Annotated in this window: 14 protein-coding genes and 3 tRNA genes; 9 read left to right on the top strand and 8 right to left on the bottom strand. The window is 73.4% G+C overall.

The annotated features are described in order from the left end of the window. The first annotated feature begins 183 nt into the window (after positions 1–183). Positions 184–891 (top strand): glycosyltransferase family 2 protein, encoded by a 708-nt coding sequence (locus GCE86_RS24805; RefSeq protein ID WP_154229139.1) that lies wholly within the window; start codon positions 184–186, stop codon positions 889–891. A gap of 69 nt (positions 892–960) precedes the next feature. On the opposite strand, the gene GCE86_RS24800 is transcribed toward GCE86_RS24805, so the two are convergent. Beyond that, the gene (locus tag GCE86_RS24800) at positions 961–1,854 is read right to left on the bottom strand and encodes a transketolase family protein (protein WP_154230663.1); all 894 of its coding nucleotides are present in this window, start codon (positions 1,852–1,854) and stop codon (positions 961–963) included. A gap of 8 nt (positions 1,855–1,862) precedes the next feature. Then, positions 1,863–2,555, bottom strand: coding sequence for a transketolase (locus GCE86_RS24795; protein ID WP_154229138.1), 693 nt, complete (start codon positions 2,553–2,555; stop codon positions 1,863–1,865). Between the two features lie 46 nt (positions 2,556–2,601). Between GCE86_RS24795 and soxR the strand changes: the two genes are divergently transcribed. Further along, complete coding sequence (gene soxR / locus GCE86_RS24790; RefSeq protein ID WP_154229137.1) at positions 2,602–3,060, top strand: redox-sensitive transcriptional activator SoxR; 459 nt, start codon at positions 2,602–2,604, stop codon at positions 3,058–3,060. Positions 3,061–3,064: 4 nt separating this feature from the next. Here soxR and GCE86_RS24785 read toward each other — a convergent pair whose 3' ends face one another. After that, on the bottom strand, positions 3,065–4,039 hold the full coding sequence (locus GCE86_RS24785) for an NAD(P)H-quinone oxidoreductase (protein ID WP_154229136.1): 975 nt from the start codon (positions 4,037–4,039) through the stop codon (positions 3,065–3,067). Between the two features lie 9 nt (positions 4,040–4,048). Next, entirely contained in the window at positions 4,049–4,588 is a 540-nt protein-coding gene (locus GCE86_RS24780; protein WP_244317061.1) for an AAA family ATPase, read from the bottom strand. 97 nt (positions 4,589–4,685) lie between these two features. Here GCE86_RS24780 and GCE86_RS24775 point away from each other — a divergent pair. Then, positions 4,686–4,772: transfer RNA gene (locus GCE86_RS24775), tRNA-Ser, on the top strand. Positions 4,773–4,908: 136 nt separating this feature from the next. Then, positions 4,909–5,442, top strand: a complete 534-nt coding sequence (locus tag GCE86_RS24770; protein ID WP_154229135.1) for a YbhB/YbcL family Raf kinase inhibitor-like protein — start codon at positions 4,909–4,911, stop codon at positions 5,440–5,442. A 39-nt stretch (positions 5,443–5,481) separates the two neighbouring features. Here GCE86_RS24770 and GCE86_RS24765 read toward each other — a convergent pair whose 3' ends face one another. After that, a complete protein-coding gene (locus GCE86_RS24765; RefSeq protein ID WP_154229134.1) occupies positions 5,482–6,192 on the bottom strand; it encodes a class I SAM-dependent methyltransferase in 711 nt (236 codons plus the stop codon). A gap of 210 nt (positions 6,193–6,402) precedes the next feature. Here GCE86_RS24765 and GCE86_RS24760 point away from each other — a divergent pair, with 210 nt between their 5' ends. Then, positions 6,403–8,214: a glycosyltransferase family protein gene (locus GCE86_RS24760; RefSeq protein ID WP_154229133.1), complete on the top strand. Its 1,812-nt coding sequence runs from the start codon at positions 6,403–6,405 to the stop codon at positions 8,212–8,214. A gap of 16 nt (positions 8,215–8,230) precedes the next feature. Here the strand turns inward: GCE86_RS24760 and GCE86_RS24755 are convergent, their stop codons facing one another. Then, positions 8,231–9,013, bottom strand: a complete 783-nt coding sequence (locus tag GCE86_RS24755; RefSeq protein ID WP_154230661.1) for an IucA/IucC family C-terminal-domain containing protein — start codon at positions 9,011–9,013, stop codon at positions 8,231–8,233. Between the two features lie 322 nt (positions 9,014–9,335). Here GCE86_RS24755 and GCE86_RS24750 point away from each other — a divergent pair, with 322 nt between their 5' ends. Next, positions 9,336–10,868 carry a peptide deformylase gene (locus GCE86_RS24750; protein ID WP_154229132.1) on the top strand — a complete coding sequence of 511 codons (1,533 nt, stop codon included), beginning with the start codon at positions 9,336–9,338 and terminating at the stop codon, positions 10,866–10,868. A 119-nt stretch (positions 10,869–10,987) separates the two neighbouring features. Here GCE86_RS24750 and GCE86_RS24745 read toward each other — a convergent pair whose 3' ends face one another. Further along, complete coding sequence (locus tag GCE86_RS24745) at positions 10,988–12,109, bottom strand: globin domain-containing protein (RefSeq protein ID WP_154229131.1); 1,122 nt, start codon at positions 12,107–12,109, stop codon at positions 10,988–10,990. Between the two features lie 143 nt (positions 12,110–12,252). On the opposite strand from GCE86_RS24745, the gene GCE86_RS24740 reads away from it, so the two are divergent. Next, a complete protein-coding gene (locus tag GCE86_RS24740) occupies positions 12,253–13,026 on the top strand; it encodes a CPBP family intramembrane glutamic endopeptidase (RefSeq protein WP_154229130.1) in 774 nt (257 codons plus the stop codon). A 79-nt stretch (positions 13,027–13,105) separates the two neighbouring features. Here GCE86_RS24740 and GCE86_RS32200 read toward each other — a convergent pair whose 3' ends face one another. Then, positions 13,106–14,500, bottom strand: a complete 1,395-nt coding sequence (locus GCE86_RS32200; RefSeq protein ID WP_154229129.1) for a hypothetical protein — start codon at positions 14,498–14,500, stop codon at positions 13,106–13,108. Between the two features lie 133 nt (positions 14,501–14,633). On the opposite strand from GCE86_RS32200, the gene GCE86_RS24730 reads away from it, so the two are divergent. Further along, positions 14,634–14,724 (top strand) — tRNA-Ser (locus GCE86_RS24730). A 35-nt stretch (positions 14,725–14,759) separates the two neighbouring features. After that, positions 14,760–14,832, top strand: a tRNA-Arg gene (locus GCE86_RS24725). Positions 14,833–14,842 lie beyond the last annotated feature (10 nt).

Below are 14,842 nucleotides of genomic sequence, written 5' to 3'. Positions count from 1 at the left end.
CCGCGTCACGGGATGTGAATGCATCTCGGAAACGTTGCGGGCGGGTGCGGAAGGGCACTTCTCCGGCACATCGGGCGGGCCGGTGCCGAGGGCGTCCGGGCAGGGCGGACGGGCAGTGGTGACCTCGGCGACCAGTCGGGTTAGGCTAGGCCCCGACTTGGCCGTCGCCACCGTGGAGAAACCGTGAAGCTCTCGATCCTCATGCCGGTATACAACGAGGAAGAACGCATTGCGGATGCCCTGAAGCAGGCATTGGCGGTGGACTACCCGTGCGAGATCGAGCTCGTCGTCGTGGATGACGGCAGCCGTGACGGCACGGGCGAGGTGCTCGGCCGCGTGGACGACGCCCGGCTGCGGGTGATCACCCACCAGCGCAACGCCGGCAAGGGCGCGGCGATCAAGACCGCCGTCGACAACGCCGAGGGTGAGTACATGGTCATCCTCGACGCCGACCTCGAGTACGACCCGCAGGACATCCCGCGGCTGCTCGAGCCGGTGCTCGACGGGCGGGCGACGGTGGTCTACGGCAACCGGACCTTCGGCAGCCACAGCTCCTACAGCTTCTGGTACGTGATGGGCAACAAGGGCGTGACGCTCGCCGCCAACGTGCTCTACAACTCCTACATCGGCGACCTGGAGACCTGCTTCAAGCTGATGCCGCTGGAGCTCTACCGCTCGCTCCGGGTCCGCTCGCGCGGCTTCGGCATGGAGGCCGAGGTCACCGGCAAGCTGCTCCGCCAGCGCATCCGCCCCTACGAGGTCCCGATCAGCTACCGCGCCCGGGGCCGCGAGGAGGGCAAGAAGATCACCTGGAAGGACGGCGTCGAGGCGATCTGGATCCTGGCCCGCGAGCGCGCCCGGCGCCACCCGGTCGGCCCCGCCGCCCGCTGACGCCCCACGCACGACACCGGACCCCGCACCCCGGCCAGGCCGGCGTGCGGGGTCCCGTCGTTTCGCCGGTCAGGCGGCGGCCCGGGCCGGAGTGAGGAACGCGTCGACCGAGCGGCGCAGGCCGGCCGCGTCCAGGCCGTGCCAGCGATCGTGGTCCTCGGGCGTGCCGTAGCGGCGCAGATCCGACCGGCCCACCCCCAGAGCCAGCAGCCGGTGCGGCCGGTCGGCCAGCGCGGCGCCCACCACCCGGGCCGAGGTGCCCGCCAGGTACGGCTCGACCAGGATCACCTCGGTGCCGGCGAGCGCCCGCAGCCCGGCCGCGTCGAACGGGCGCGGCCGGTGGGTCCAGGCCACCGTGACCGGCCGGTCGGCCACCGCCGCGAGGGCCGCGTCCAGCACCGGCCCGACCGCCACCAGCAGCGGCGCGCCCGGCCCGGCGTCCCGCAGCACCCGCAGGTCACCCGACCCGGGGTACGCCCGCGCGTTGGTCTGCGTCGACAGTCGCAGGTACGCCGAACCCGCCCCGCAGACCGCGTCGCGCAGCAGCCCCGGAACCTCGTCGGGGTGCCCCGGCACGTACACGGTCCAGTCCCGGAGGGTGTCGATCAGCGCCACGTCGGCCGGCGCGAGGTGGGTCCGTCCCGCCGCCGCCCGGTCGTACGACGCGCCGACGCTGACCAGCACCGCGCCGACCCCCTGGTGGTCGAGGTCCAGCTTGATCTGCTCGTACGCCCGCTCGACGAGGAACGGCGCGTAGCTGTGCACGATGGGCCGCTGCCCGGTCAGCGCCAGCCCGCCGGCCACGCCCACCATCAACTGCTCCCGGATGCCGACGTTGACCACCCGGCCCGGGTAGCGGGCCGCGGCCGGGGCGAACGCGGCCGCCGAGATGTCGGCCAGCACAACCGTGGTGCGAGGATCACTCAGGACCTCCTCGGCCGTGGTCACGAAGACATCGCGCATGGTCATGGTCACTCCCCGTCGGTGACGACCGCGACGACGACGTGCGGCCGGTGGTGGTCGTGCCCGGTCAGGGCGAGGTGCAGGGCCGTGTGGTCCCGGCCGTCGACGGTCGCGGCGGTCCACCCGTTGACGGTGAACCGGCTCGCGGCGCCGCCCGGCCAGCCGTGGCTCGCCGACCGGTTGTCCAGCACGATCGCGGTCAGGTTGCCCAGCTCCGTGGCCCCCGCGTAGGCGATCGCCTCGTGGTTCGAGCCCTCGTCCAGCTCGGCGTCGCCGAGCAGCACGTACACCCGGGGGTCGGTGCGGCCCTGGGCCCGCAGCCCCAGCGCGGTGCCCACGCCCAGGCCGAGACCGTGGCCGAGCGACCCCGAGCCGATCTCCACGCCCGGCACCAGCGTCCGGTCCGGGTGGTCGCCGAGCCGGCTCTCCGGACCGCCCTGGCCGTCCAGCCAGGTCACCGGGATGAAGCCCTTGGCGGCGAGCAGCGCGTAGTAGCCGGCGACCGCGTGCCCCTTCGAGAGCAGGAAACGGTCGCGGTCCGGGTCGTCCACGCTCGCCGGGGTGATCCGGAGCACCCGGTCGTAGAGCACCTGGAGGACGTCCAGCGTCGAATGGACGTTGGCGCCGAACTCGCGACCGGCGCGTACCCGGTCGAGCAGCGCCTCCAGGACCGCGGGGTCGGTGGCGGTTGTCGTCGTCATGCGGATAGCCTCGGACTTGAAGCGAACTTCAACTCAAGGCCCTGTGATGCACGAAGCAACCCTGACCATCGGCCAGCTCGCCGAGCGCAGCGGCGTGGCTCCCTCCGCGCTGCGCTACTACGAACGGCTCGGGCTGATCCGTGCCGAGCGGACCGGCGGCAACCAGCGTCGTTACGCCCGCACCGAGCTGCGCCGGGTGGCCTTCATCCGGATCTCCCAGCAGGTCGGCGTCTCGCTTGAGGAGATCCGGGACGCGCTGGACTCGCTGCCCGCGGGGCGGACGCCCACCCCCGACGACTGGGCCGCCCTCTCCCGGGCCTGGCGGAGCCGCCTCGACGAGAAGATCCGGCTGCTCGGCAAGCTGCGCGACGACCTCGACGGCTGCATCGGCTGCGGTTGCCTGTCGTTGCAGCGCTGCACCCTCTACAACCCGGGCGACGCGCTCGCCGCCGAGGGCTCCGGCGCCCGGCTCATGCTTCCCCGCCCGGCGCCGGACGCCGCCTGACCGGTCAGCGGACCAGCAGCACCTTGCCCACGTGGTCGCTGGTCTCCACCAGCCGGTGCGCGTCCGCGGCCTCGGCCATCTTCGCCCGGGCGTGGACGACCGGCCGGACCTTGCCCGACTCGACCAGCGGCCACACCTGCTCGCGGACACCCCGGACGATCTCCGCCTTCTCGGCGAGCGGGCGGGACCGCAGCGCGGTCGCGTGCACCGAGGCCCGCTTCGCCAGCAGCATCCCGAGGTCCAGCTCGCCCTTGCGGCCGCCCTGCATGCCGATCACGACCAGCCGGCCGCCGGTGGCCAGCGCCGCCACGTTCCCCGGCAGGTAGGCCGCACCCATGATGTCCAGGATCACGTCGGCGCCCCGGCCGTCGGTCACCCGGCGCAGCTCCTCGACGAAGTCCTGCTCCGCGTAGTCGATGGTGTGCGCGGCGCCCAGCTCGCGCAGCCGCTCGTGCTTCGCCGCCCGCGCGGTCACCACGACGGTCGCGCCGAGCGCCACCCCGAGCTGGACGGCGAAGGTGCCGATCCCGCTGCCGCCGCCGTGCACCAGCAGCGTCTCGCCCTCGGCCAGCCGGGCCAGCTGCACCACGTTCGACCAGACCGTGCACGCCACCTCGGGCAGTGCCGCCGCGTCCACCAGGTCCACCCCCGCCGGGACCGGCAGCAGCTGGCCGGCGGGCACGGCGACCCGCTCGGCGTACCCGCCGCCGGCCAGCAGCGCGCAGACCTCGTCGCCGACCGACCAGCCCGTCACCTCCGGCCCGACCGCGGCCACCACCCCGGCACACTCCAGACCGGGGTACGCCGGCGCGCCCGGAGGCGGCGGGTAGTTCCCCTGCCGTTGCAGCAGGTCGGCCCGGTTCACCGCGCTGGAGCACACCTCGACCAGCACCTCACCCGGGCCGGGCTCCGGGTCGGGCACGACCGCCCAGACGAGAGCCTCGGGGCCACCGGGTTTCGGGATCGTGATCGCATGCATGTCCCAGTCTTACCCGATCCGGCCCGCCGTCCACGCCCGGGCCAGGATCTCGTCCACCGTCTCCTCCGGGGTCTGCGCCGAGGTGTCCAGCCAGAGCCCGATCCGTGGCGTGGTGGAACGGAAGTCGGCGTCCAGGTCGGCCACCGGCCAGTCGCCGTACCCCTGCTTGGGCCGGTCCCGTTCGCGGGCGGCGACCACGTCGGCGCGGGGAGCGAGCACCACCACGGCCAGCGGCCGGTGCCGGATCCGCTCGACCAGGGCCGGCAGCTCCGCACCGAGCACCACGTCCTGGAGTACGACGGTGAAGCCCGCGGCGGCGTACCGGTCGGCGGCCGACGCGGCGAGGTCGTAGCGGAGCCGGAGCTGCCGCCACGCCTCGTCGGTGAGCCCGGCGGTCATCGCCGCGCGCCCGCTGACGATCATGCGCCGGAAGACGTCACCGCGCAGGTGCACCGCGCGCGGCAGCCGCCGGGCCAGCAGGTCGGCCACAGTGGACTTGCCGGCCGCCATGATTCCACTGATCAGCACCACCGCCGGGGTCTCCCACACGGAAGCATCCTGACAGCAGGGGTGGGACGGTGGCTCGCCGGTTTCACCGGCCGTGGCAGACTAGGCACGGCCGCGTACCCCGTCGGGGACGTGGCAGGGAGGGTTCGCCTAGTGGCCGATGGCGCTGGTCTTGAAAACCGGTAAGGCAGCGATGTCTTCGTGGGTTCGAATCCCACACCCTCCGCCCCCGACCGTCAGGTCCGTCATCCCTCGTCGAGCAGCAGCTTGTCCGGACACCGGGGGCATCCGGTTCGATTCGGGCCGCCGAGGGGGTATGAAGGGGCGCAGGACATTCGCGCGCACCCGGAAGGACCGTTTCGATGAGCCTGGAACGACCGATCGCCCCGGACCCGTACGAGCTGCTGCCGACGGTGCCGTCGTTCAACCTGACCAGTGACGACGTGCACAACGGCGAGCCGATGGACGCCCGGTACGCGCACGGCAGCGCCGGCGGCGAGAACCTCTCCCCGCACCTGGCCTGGTCGGGCTTCCCGGACGAGACCAGGAGTTTCGTGGTCACCTGCTTCGACCCGGACGCGCCGACCGGCAGCGGCTTCTGGCACTGGGTGCTGGTGGACGTGCCCGCCTCGACCACCGAGCTGCCGACCGGGGTCGGGGAGAGCGACCTCGGTGGCGCCTTCAGCATCCGCAACGACTACGGCGACACCGGCTACGGCGGTGCCGCCCCGCCGGCCGGCGACCGTCCCCACCGGTACGTCTTCGCGGTGCACGCCGTCGACGTGGAGCGGCTCGACGTGGGCAAGGGGGCCAGCCCCGGGTACGTCGGCTTCAACCTGGCCTTCCACACCCTGGCCCGGGCGGTCATCCGCCCGACGTACCAGGTCAAGGAGTGAGGCGACGGGGCCTCCGCACCCGCGGAGGCCCCGGCCCGGTCAGCCCGGTACGCGGGCGACCGCGAAGACCGACTGGCCGAACGGCGGCCGGACGCGCTGCTCGGCGGCCTTGGTGGCCGGGAGGACCAGGGTGTCGTAGACCTTCACCATGGGGCCCTCCTTCGGCATCAGCCGGAAGACCTTGGTGGCCATGAAGTAGCCGATCAGGCCGAGCGCGTTCGCGTAGTGGATCTTCTCGACGGTGAGGCCCGCCTCGGTCATCGCCGCGGTCAGGGTCTTCCTCGTGTAGCGGCGCACGTGGCCGGTGGCGATGTCGGCCGGGCTCATGGCGAACTGGAACGCGGGCACGATGATGATCACCGCGCCGCCGGGCCGGACCAGGTCGCGCATGCTGCGCAGCGCGCCCACGTGGTCGTCGATGTGCTCCAGCACGTTGTACGACACGGCAGCGCTGTAGTCGCCGCGCTCCGAGTGCGGCAGCAGCATCTGCCGGACCTCGATGGCCGGGTGGTCGGCCAGCCGCTCCTTCAGCCGGACCAGGCGGTCCGGGTCCGCCTCGGTGGCGGTGATGCGAGGGATGTGCTCGGACCACTCGAGGACGTAGTCGCCCAGCCCGCTGCCGATCTCGATGGGGTTGTCACCGAGGTAGGGCACGGCGAGCTCGACGAACCAGCGACGGTGGTTGACCGCCGTCGCGAGCCCTTCGAGCACCTCCGACTGGACGCGCTGATCCCCAGTGATTTCTGCCATGCGTCGATTCCTCACGATATGACTGACCCGCGCCTGGACCGACAGAGTCAACCATCCGGATGGACGGCGGGGGAATCGGGGCACCGGGGGTGGCCGAATTGTGGTCGGGGGTGGGCACGTGATCGGCGGTAGGCGAACCCGGCACATAGTACGCCAGTACCCAGAAACATGTCACGGCCCTGCCATACCCTGACTACGCTCTGAATTGTCATGACTACTCCTGAATCGGACGCGGCCGCGGGTGGTGCCGCCGAGGACGGGCCCGACGAGGGCGGACGACCGGGGCAGGGCAGGTGGGTCGACGCCGTCGCCGTGCTCAGTTTCGTGCTGCTCGCCTTCTGGATCACCGCCCGGCTCTGGCTGGACCCGGCGAACGGGGTCCGGGACAACCGCACCGATCAGGCGCAGTTCGAGTGGATGATGGCGCACGGTGCGCGGGTTGTGACCGATTTCGCCTATCCCTTCACGTCGGACCGGATGAATGTGCCGGACGGCGTCAATCTCATGGCGAATACGTCCGTATTATCCATTTCGCTGCCAATGACGCCGGTCACCGTCCTGTTCGGGCCCCGCTGGTCATTCCTGCTCTTTCTCACCCTGGGAATGGCCGCCACCGGCGTGGCCTGGTATTTCGTCCTCTCCCGGGTGCTCATCGGAGCTCGCGGCCCGGCTTGGCTGGGCGCCGGCTTCTGCGCGTTCGCGCCGGCCATGGTCTCGCACGCCAACGCCCACCCCAACATCGTCAGCCAGTTCGTGGTGCCCCTGCTCGTCTGGCGGACGCTGCGCCTCGCCGAGCCGGGCCGCTGGCTGCGCAACGGTGTGCTGCTCGGCCTGCTGATCGTCTGGCAGGCCTTCCTCAACCTCGAGATCCTGCTGATGACCGCCATCGGCCTGGGCGTCGTGGTGCTGGCGCTCGCCCTCGGCCGGCCCGAACTGCGTACGGCCGCCCGGCCCTTCGGCGCCGGGCTCGCCGTGGCCGCCGTGTTCTCCGGGGTGCTGCTGGCGTACCCGCTCTCCGTCCAGTTCTTCGGACCCGGCGCCTACCAGGGGCTCTCCACGCTGATCCGGGGCTACCGCACCGACCTGGCCTCCTACGTCGCCTGGTCCCGGGAGTCCCTGGCGGGCGACGCGCGGGGCAGCGTCTGGCTGGCCAAGAACGCCACCGAGGAGAACGCGTTCTTCGGCTGGCCGCTCGCCGTGCTGGTGGTCGCGCTGGTCTGGTGGTTGCGCCGCAACGTCGTGGTGCTCGGCCTGGCCGCCGTCGGCGCGGTCTTCGTGCTGTTCTCGCTCGGCCGGGAGATCCGCTTCGACGGGCGGGACACCGGCATCCCCGGCCCCTGGGCGGCGCTGGAACACCTGCCGATCCTGCACTCGGTGGTGCCCACCCGGTGGTCGCTGGCGCTCACCCCGATCGTCGGCGTCCTGCTCGCGCTCGGCGCCGAGCACGTGCGGCGGCTGGCCCGGCGGCACCCGGGCGCCCGGCACCAGATCCGGTTCGCCACCGCCACGGTGCTCACCATGGCGCTGCTGCCGCTCCTGCCCACCCCGCTGCCCGCGGTACGCCTCGACCCCACCCCGAGCTTCGTCACCTCCAGCGCCTGGCGGCCCTACGTGGCCGACGGCCGCAGCATCGTCACGCTCCCGCTGCCCGACACTACCTACGCCGTCCCGCTGCGCTGGTCCGCCGAGACCCGGCTGGACATGCCGCTGGCCCGCGGCTACTTCCTCTATCCGGACACGCGCCCCGGCGCGGGCCGGGTCGCCCTCTTCACCGCCCCACCCCGTCCCACGAGCACCTTCTTCACCACCATCCGGAAGACCGACGCGGTGCCGCCGATCACGCCCCAGGACCGGGTGGCCGCCGTCGACGACCTCCGGTACTGGCGGGCGGGCGCGGTGGTCCTCGACCCGCGACTGCAGCAGGCCGGCTCGCTGTACCGGGGGATGACCGAGCTGACCGGGATCACGCCGACGTTCACCGGCGGGGTCTGGCTCTGGGACGTGCGTCCCCTGGTCGACTGACCGGGACGGCGGCGGGTCAGGCCTGGCGGACGCAGCAGCCCTGGCAGATCTTCGGCCGGGGCAGGGTGAAGGCCAGGCAGCAGGTGCGCCGCTGCACGGTCGGCTCGCCCGCCGGACCGGGCACCAGCTCGATCAGGTCGCTCAGGTCGAGCGTGTCCAGCAGCGTGGTGATGGTTCCGGTGGAGGAGCCGGGAAGCGCGTCCGAGGCGCGCAGGATGCCGTGCGCGATGCCGGAGGCGACCGAGCCGAGCAGGGTACGGGTGCCGATCCGGACCTCGCCCTGGATCGCCTCGATCAGCGGGGCGAAGTGGGCGTCGAGCAGCGTGGCGCGCAGGGCGTCGAGCAGCGCGGCCTCGTCGGCGACAACCCGGACGCCGGGGACGCCCGCCAGTGCCAGGGGGTCGCCGGGAAGCACCGCGACGGTGGTCGAGCTGCGCAGGCCGAGGGTCAGCAGCTGGTGGTGGTCCTCGAAGTGGACCAGCACGTCGGCCGGGTCGAGCAGCGGCACCCGCCGGGCCGAGGCCCAGCCGAGCACGGCCGGCAGCGCCGTCCAGTAGCTGTAGGACTTCCAGGCCAGCGCGGCGCAGGCGTGCGGGGTGCCACCCCAGCGCCGGCCCGCCGCACGAAGGAACTCGGGAAGCAGGGTGCCGTCGATCAGCCGGGTCGCCGGGGCCCAGTGCGGCGCGCCGTCGGTGACCAGCAGGCCGGGCGCGAGCCCGGGCAGGTCGTCGGTGCCGAACATGGCGCGCAGGGTCGCCGTGACCGGGGCGAACGGGGTGGCGACGTCCCGCCCCGGCATCACCGCAGTCACCTGGTCGTCCCCTGTCTGGTCGCCCCACCGGCCGTCGCGTGTCGCCGGCTCGGACTAAGGCTAGCCTAACCACAGCTTCCCGGTGGAGGGAAGTGGTCCCGGGGGCTCGGAAGAGAGGTCCCGCTCACTCCGTCGCCCGTCGCGTACTACCCGGCGGGATGGGCGGAAAACGCCGCCGAGCGGGGCGGCAGGCGGCGCAAGCATCGACGGGCACCGCTGAATTGTCAAGGCGAGTGTCGAATACGAGGCAGTTTCCGTACACGTTCGGCCACCGAACGTGAAAATGGTCTTCCCGCGTACGAGGAAGCCGATGACGACCTCACCCATCGAGCGTGCCGCCGACTCGTTCGCGGCCGAACTCGCCCGGCAGCGCACCGGCCGCGGGCTGTCCAAGAAGCAGTTGGCGACGCTGATGGGCTTCGACCCGTCGTACGTGAGCCACGTCGAGGGGCGCCGGCACCGGCCCACCGAGGACTTCGCCCGCCGCGCCGAGGCCGTCCTGGAGGCCAGCGGCGCGATCTGGCAGCGCTTCCGGGAGTACGACGAGCTGCGGCACGGCCGGTCCGGAGGGTCGCACCGGGACCCGCCCGTGCCCGGCCAGTGGCTGCCGCCCGGCACCGGGCTGGTGGTCGAGCGCGAGACCGCCACCCTCACGTACACCGGCGACGGCTACCACTGCGCCATCCGGCGCGAGCTGTACAACGCCGGCACCGAACCGGTCACCCGCTACCTGGTCCGGGTCGCCGTCGACCGCTACCCCAACGACCCGGGCCGCTCCAACCGGCACCACCGGGAGCACCCGCTCACCTTCGCCGAGCTGCAACTCACCGCCTACCGGGACGACGGGGGCGCGCGGGAGCCGATGCACTGGCGCGCCAAGCACGACCGGGACGCGTTCAAGGAGATCTGGCTGCTCTTCGAGAACGACGAGGGCCGCTTCCCGCTCTATCCCGGCGACCGGGCCACCATCGAGTACGCGTACCGCGTCGGGCGGGACAAGTGGGGCCCCTGGTTCCAGCGCGCCGTACGCCTGCCCACCCGGCACCTCGCCGTGCGCCTCGACCTCCCCGCCGACCTCGACCCGAAGGTGTGGGGCGCGGAGACCTCCCTCTCCGCCGAGGAGGGCCCGCTGCGTACCCCGATCCTGCGCACCGACGACGGCGGCGGCCGGGCGATCTTCGAGTGGGCGACCGACGACCCGCCGCTGAACGCCCGCTACCGGATGCAGTGGCGGTTCCGCAGCCAGCCCCCCGACGTCGAGCCCGACGGGCCGGCCCCCGGCACCCGCCTCCGGGCCAGCGACCGGATGCGCGCCGTCGGCATCGTGCAGCGCGGCGACGACCTGCTCCGGCAGCCCGCCCGCCAGTTCGACCTGCCGCGCGAGGAACAACTCGCCCGGGACGTGGTCGACCGGCTCTCCGGCCTGCTGGTCCGCCTCGACGAGCTGCACCCGTTCAGCAAGGGCGTCGGCATCGCCGCGCCGCAGCTCGGGCTCGGCTGGGCCGCCGCCCTGGTCCGCCCCGCCGACCGGGCCGCCGAACCCGTCGTGCTGCTCAACCCCCGGGTGGTGGACAGCTCCCGGGACATCGACGAGCAGTACGAGGGCTGCCTCTCCTTCTTCGACCACCGCGGTCTGGTGCCCCGGCCGCTGCGGATCGACGTCGAGCACGCCCAGTGGGACGGCAGCCGCGTCATCACCTCCTTCGAGTACGCCATGGCGCGGCTGGTCGCCCACGAGATCGACCACCTGGAGGGTCGCCTGTACGCCGACCGGATGGCCCCCGGCGTGCCGCTGGTGCCGGTCGAGGAGTACCGGGAGAGCGGCACCCCCTGGCGCTACTGACCCGCCGGAACTCCGGTGCGCGGGCCGGTTGCCGGCCCGACCCGCACACCGGTGAACGGGGGCCGGGTCGCGTGCCCCAGGGGGCAGGGGCACGCGACCCGGCTCGGGGGGAGCAAGGTCTACAGGTTGCCGAAGGTGTCGTAGCGGATGTTGTCCGGCGGCACGTCGTCGGCGGCCAGCGCGCGCAGCGTCGCCCGGACCATCGCCGCCGAGCCGGAGACGTAGCAGTCGTGGGTGGTCCACGGCCCGTAGCGGGTGACCACGTCGGAGATGGCGCCGAGTTCGCCGTCGAAGCCCGGGTCGTCGCTGCACGCCGGGGTCACCGACAGCCACGGGTGGGCGGCCACCAGCTTCTCCAGGCCGGGCAACCCGTACAGGTCCGCCGGCCGCCGCGCCCCGTAGAAGACGTGCACCCAGCGGGTCCGGTTGACCCGGGTCAGCTCCTCCACCAGCGCCTTGATCGGGGCCAGCCCGACCCCGCCCGCCACGCAGAGGATGTCCCGCGTCGACGCCCGGTCCAGGGTCATCGAACCCATCGGCGCGGCCACCCGCAGCAGGTCGCCCGGCCGGGTCCGGCGCACCAGCGCCCCGGACAGCCAGCCCGCCGCCCCGGCCGGTGTCCGCACGTGGAACTCCAGCACGTTCTCCTCGTTCGGGGCGTTCGCCACCGAGTACGTCCGCCACACCCGCGGGTGGTAGCGGGGCGCCTCGACGCTCACGTACTGGCCGGCCTGCCAGCTCATCGGGTGCTGGAGGGCGCGCACGGTCAGTACCGCCGTGTCGGGGCCGTGCCGCTCGTGGGTGAGCACTTCGGCGTGCCAGAACGGCGGGTTGTCGTCGGCCGCCGCACCCGCCAGCATCCGCTCGGTGATGCTCGCGTACGCCTCCCGCCACGCCTGGTCGTACTCCAGGTTCCAGCCGTCCCCCGCCGTGCTGCGCAGCGCGTCCAGCAGGGCGACGCCCATGGTCGCGTAGTGGCTCGCCTCGACGTGGAACTTCCGGTGGTCCCGGCCCAGCGCGCGCAGGTACTCGTCGAAGCTCTCCGGGTCGTCGACCGTCTGGGTGGCGGTGACGATCGCCTCCAGGATCCGGTCACCCTGACCGTTCATCTGCACCGGGAAGAGGCCGCGCAGAGCCGGGTCGAGGAGGAACAGCCGGGCGTAGAAGTGACCGCTGAGCCGCTCCCGGTCCCCCTCGACCAGGGTCCAGCTCTCCTTCAGCAACCGCGCGAAGTTCTCCACAGGGCACGCTCCTTCTCCGGACGGGCGGATCGGCCCCCACAGAATCTCCACGGAGCGTGCGGGCCGGTCGCACAGAATGTGCGATCGGCTCACCTGGCCGCCGGGACGTGCCGAGCGCCCGCCGGGTGCGGCACAGTGGTCCGGTGACGGTTGACGAGCTGACCCGTCCGGTCTCCCGCCGGACCCTGGGCACCGAGACGCTGCTCGTGCTCGGCCTCTCCCTCGGCCAGTCGGCCGTGTACGCCCTGGTCTCGCTGGTCGCCAAGCTGACCGCCACGGGCGGGCTGTCGAAGCAGACCGCCGCGCTCAACACCTCCGCGTCGGCCCGGCCGTACCTCGACCTGACGTACCAGCTCCTCGGGATCCTCTTCGCGCTGCTGCCGGTGCTGCTCGCCGTACACCTGCTGGCGCGCGACCCCGGCGACCCGGCGCGGGCGCTCGGCGCCGACCTCACCCGGCCCGGGTCGGACCTGGCCCGCGGCGCCGGGCTGGCGGCGCTGATCGGCCTGCCCGGCCTGGCCCTCTTCTGGGCGGCCGCCCAGCTCGGGATCAACGCCACCCTCGTCCCGGCCGCCCTGCCGCACCTCTGGTGGGCGGTGCCGGTGCTCATCCTCGCCGCCGTGCAGAACGCCGTGCTGGAGGAGGTGATCGTGGTCGGCTACCTGGTCACCCGGCTGCGGCAGCTCCAGTGGCGGCTCGGCGCCGTGCTCGCGGCGAGTGCCGTGCTGCGCGGGTCCTACCACCTCTACCAGGGCTTCGGCGCGTTCCTCGGCAACGCCGTGATGGGCGTGATCTTCGGCCTGTTCTACCTGCGCACCCGCCGGGTCGGGCCGCTGATCGTCGCGCACACCCTGCTCGACGTGGTCGCCTTCGTCGGCTACGCCCTTCTCCCGAGGTCCTGGTTCGGCTGGCTCTGACGCGGGCCCGCCACCAGCTCGCGGGAGGTGGCGGTCTCCCCGGGTGCGGGACCGCGCCACCTCGCCGAGCTGGAGTGGATCAGCGGCGGGCCGGTCGGTAGAGGGTGGTGGCGCGGGCGGCCAGGCGTTCGGCCGCCGTCGCGTCGCCGGTCGCCGCGGCCAGGGCCGCCGCACCGGGGAGCAGCCGTGCGGCCAGCCGGAGGGCCAGCCAGCCGGCGGCCTGTGCGGCCAGCGGGGTGGCCAGCCGCCAGGCCGCCTCGGCCACCCGGGACAGCGACCCCTCCACCGGAGCGCCGGCCGAGCGCAGCCCGTCCAGCGCGGCGCGGGCCGTGCCGGCGTCCGGGTGCACCTGCGTCAGCACCAGCAGCTCGGCCACCCGGTCCGGATGCGCCGGGTCCCGGCCGTAGACGGCGGCCAGGTGCAGCACCAGGTTGGCCTGGGTCCAGAGCACCGCCGTGAGCTCCGCCACCGGCGCGAACAGCCCGGCGCCCGCCGCGAGCGCACCACCCGTGCCGGCCAGCCGGACGAACCGCCGGGTCACCAGCCGGGCCAGCCCGTCCGCGTCGGCGTCGGGATAGGCGTCACGGGTCCGCCCCACCCAGGCGGCGGCGCGCGGACCGAGGGCGTCCACCGCGGCGAGGGCCAGCAGTTCGGGAGCGAAGCCAGGGTGATCGAGTACGCGGGCCGTGAGCTCCCGCCAGCCCTGCCCTTCCACCTGCCGGCCGACCGGTACGGCCGCCACGGGGACGACCTCCCGGGCGGGGAACGGTGGGGCGGCGACGTCCGGCTGGACGGGGGCCGGGGTGGCGGAGGCGCGGCGGGCCGGTGTCCGTTTCGCCGGGGCGGCCTTCTTCGCCGGGGTGGCCTTGGTGCTCTTCCGCGCCCGGTCGCTCCGCGCCGGCGTGACGGTCTCCGTGGCCGCTCCGGCCGGCCCCACCGCATCGGCTCCGGGTGCGGTCGCCCGGGGTGCCGGGGCTTCTGAAGCTGGCACCGAATCGGGAGCCGCCACGGGAGCCTCGGCGGTGGAAGCCGGCTTCCGCGCCGCAGGCGTCGGCTTCTTCGCCGGGGTGGCCTTCTTCGGGGCCGTTGCACGGCGGGTCCGCTTCGGGGCCTCCTCGATCACCGCCTCATCGGCGGGGACGGTGGCCGGTGGCGGCGCGACGGCCGGCGTACCCGGGTCGGTGGGGGCGACGACGCCGGCCGGCGTGCCCGGACCGGCGGCGGCCTCCGCGGGCGGGCGCTGGTGCGGGGCCGCCGGCGCGGCCGCGGCGGGCGGGGCGGCCTGCGCCGGGTCGGGTGGCTGGAACAGGACGGTCGGCGCGATCCGGGGCCGCGGGGGCGTGTCGTCCGCCGCCTCGGCCGGCGCGGGATCCGGGGTGGGCGGCGGAGTGAAGGTCGGGCGCGGGGAGCGGCGCCGCCGGGCCTGGGGGGCGGGCTCGCGACGGGGCGGATCGCTCGGCGGCTGCTCGTGCATATCGATGGAGCGTAGACCCGAGCGTGACCTGGCACACGGCGAAAACGCTGGAGGCGGGCCCTTCCCGGTAGTCGCTTTGCTCCGGGTGGGTACGGACCTGTATCCTCGGGCGCGGTGGTCTCCGGGCCACCAGGGAGACTTCGCCTAGTCTGGTCTATGGCGCCGCACTGCTAATGCGGTTGGGGTCTTAAAGCCCCTCCCGGGTTCGAATCCCGGAGTCTCCGCGCAAAAGCCGGTGTGTAGACTGGCCGAGCAGCAAGCGCCCGTAGCTCAATGGATAGAGCATCTGACTACGGATCAGAAGGTTAGGGGTTCGAGTCCCTTCGGGCGCACAGCAGGTGA

It is taken from the genome of Micromonospora terminaliae, from assembly GCF_009671205.1.
In the GTDB taxonomy this organism is placed as follows: Bacteria; Actinomycetota; Actinomycetes; order Mycobacteriales; family Micromonosporaceae; genus Micromonospora; species Micromonospora terminaliae.
This window is presented reverse-complemented; position numbering and strand designations above follow the sequence as displayed.

Bases quoted from the DNA above. Each gene is read 5' to 3' on its own strand.
- GCE86_RS24800 (WP_154230663.1), bottom strand. From the start codon at position 1,854: ATGCGCGATGTCTTCGTGACCACGGCCGAGGAGGTCCTGAGTGATCCT.
- GCE86_RS24795 (WP_154229138.1), bottom strand. From the start codon at position 2,555: ATGACGACGACAACCGCCACCGACCCCGCGGTCCTGGAGGCGCTGCTC.
- soxR (WP_154229137.1), top strand. From the start codon at position 2,602: ATGCACGAAGCAACCCTGACCATCGGCCAGCTCGCCGAGCGCAGCGGC.
- GCE86_RS24785 (WP_154229136.1), bottom strand. From the start codon at position 4,039: ATGCATGCGATCACGATCCCGAAACCCGGTGGCCCCGAGGCTCTCGTC.
- GCE86_RS24770 (WP_154229135.1), top strand. From the start codon at position 4,909: ATGAGCCTGGAACGACCGATCGCCCCGGACCCGTACGAGCTGCTGCCG.
- GCE86_RS24765 (WP_154229134.1), bottom strand. From the start codon at position 6,192: ATGGCAGAAATCACTGGGGATCAGCGCGTCCAGTCGGAGGTGCTCGAA.
- GCE86_RS24760 (WP_154229133.1), top strand. From the start codon at position 6,403: ATGACTACTCCTGAATCGGACGCGGCCGCGGGTGGTGCCGCCGAGGAC.
- GCE86_RS24755 (WP_154230661.1), bottom strand. From the start codon at position 9,013: ATGCCGGGGCGGGACGTCGCCACCCCGTTCGCCCCGGTCACGGCGACC.
- GCE86_RS24750 (WP_154229132.1), top strand. From the start codon at position 9,336: ATGACGACCTCACCCATCGAGCGTGCCGCCGACTCGTTCGCGGCCGAA.
- GCE86_RS32200 (WP_154229129.1), bottom strand. From the start codon at position 14,500: ATGCACGAGCAGCCGCCGAGCGATCCGCCCCGTCGCGAGCCCGCCCCC.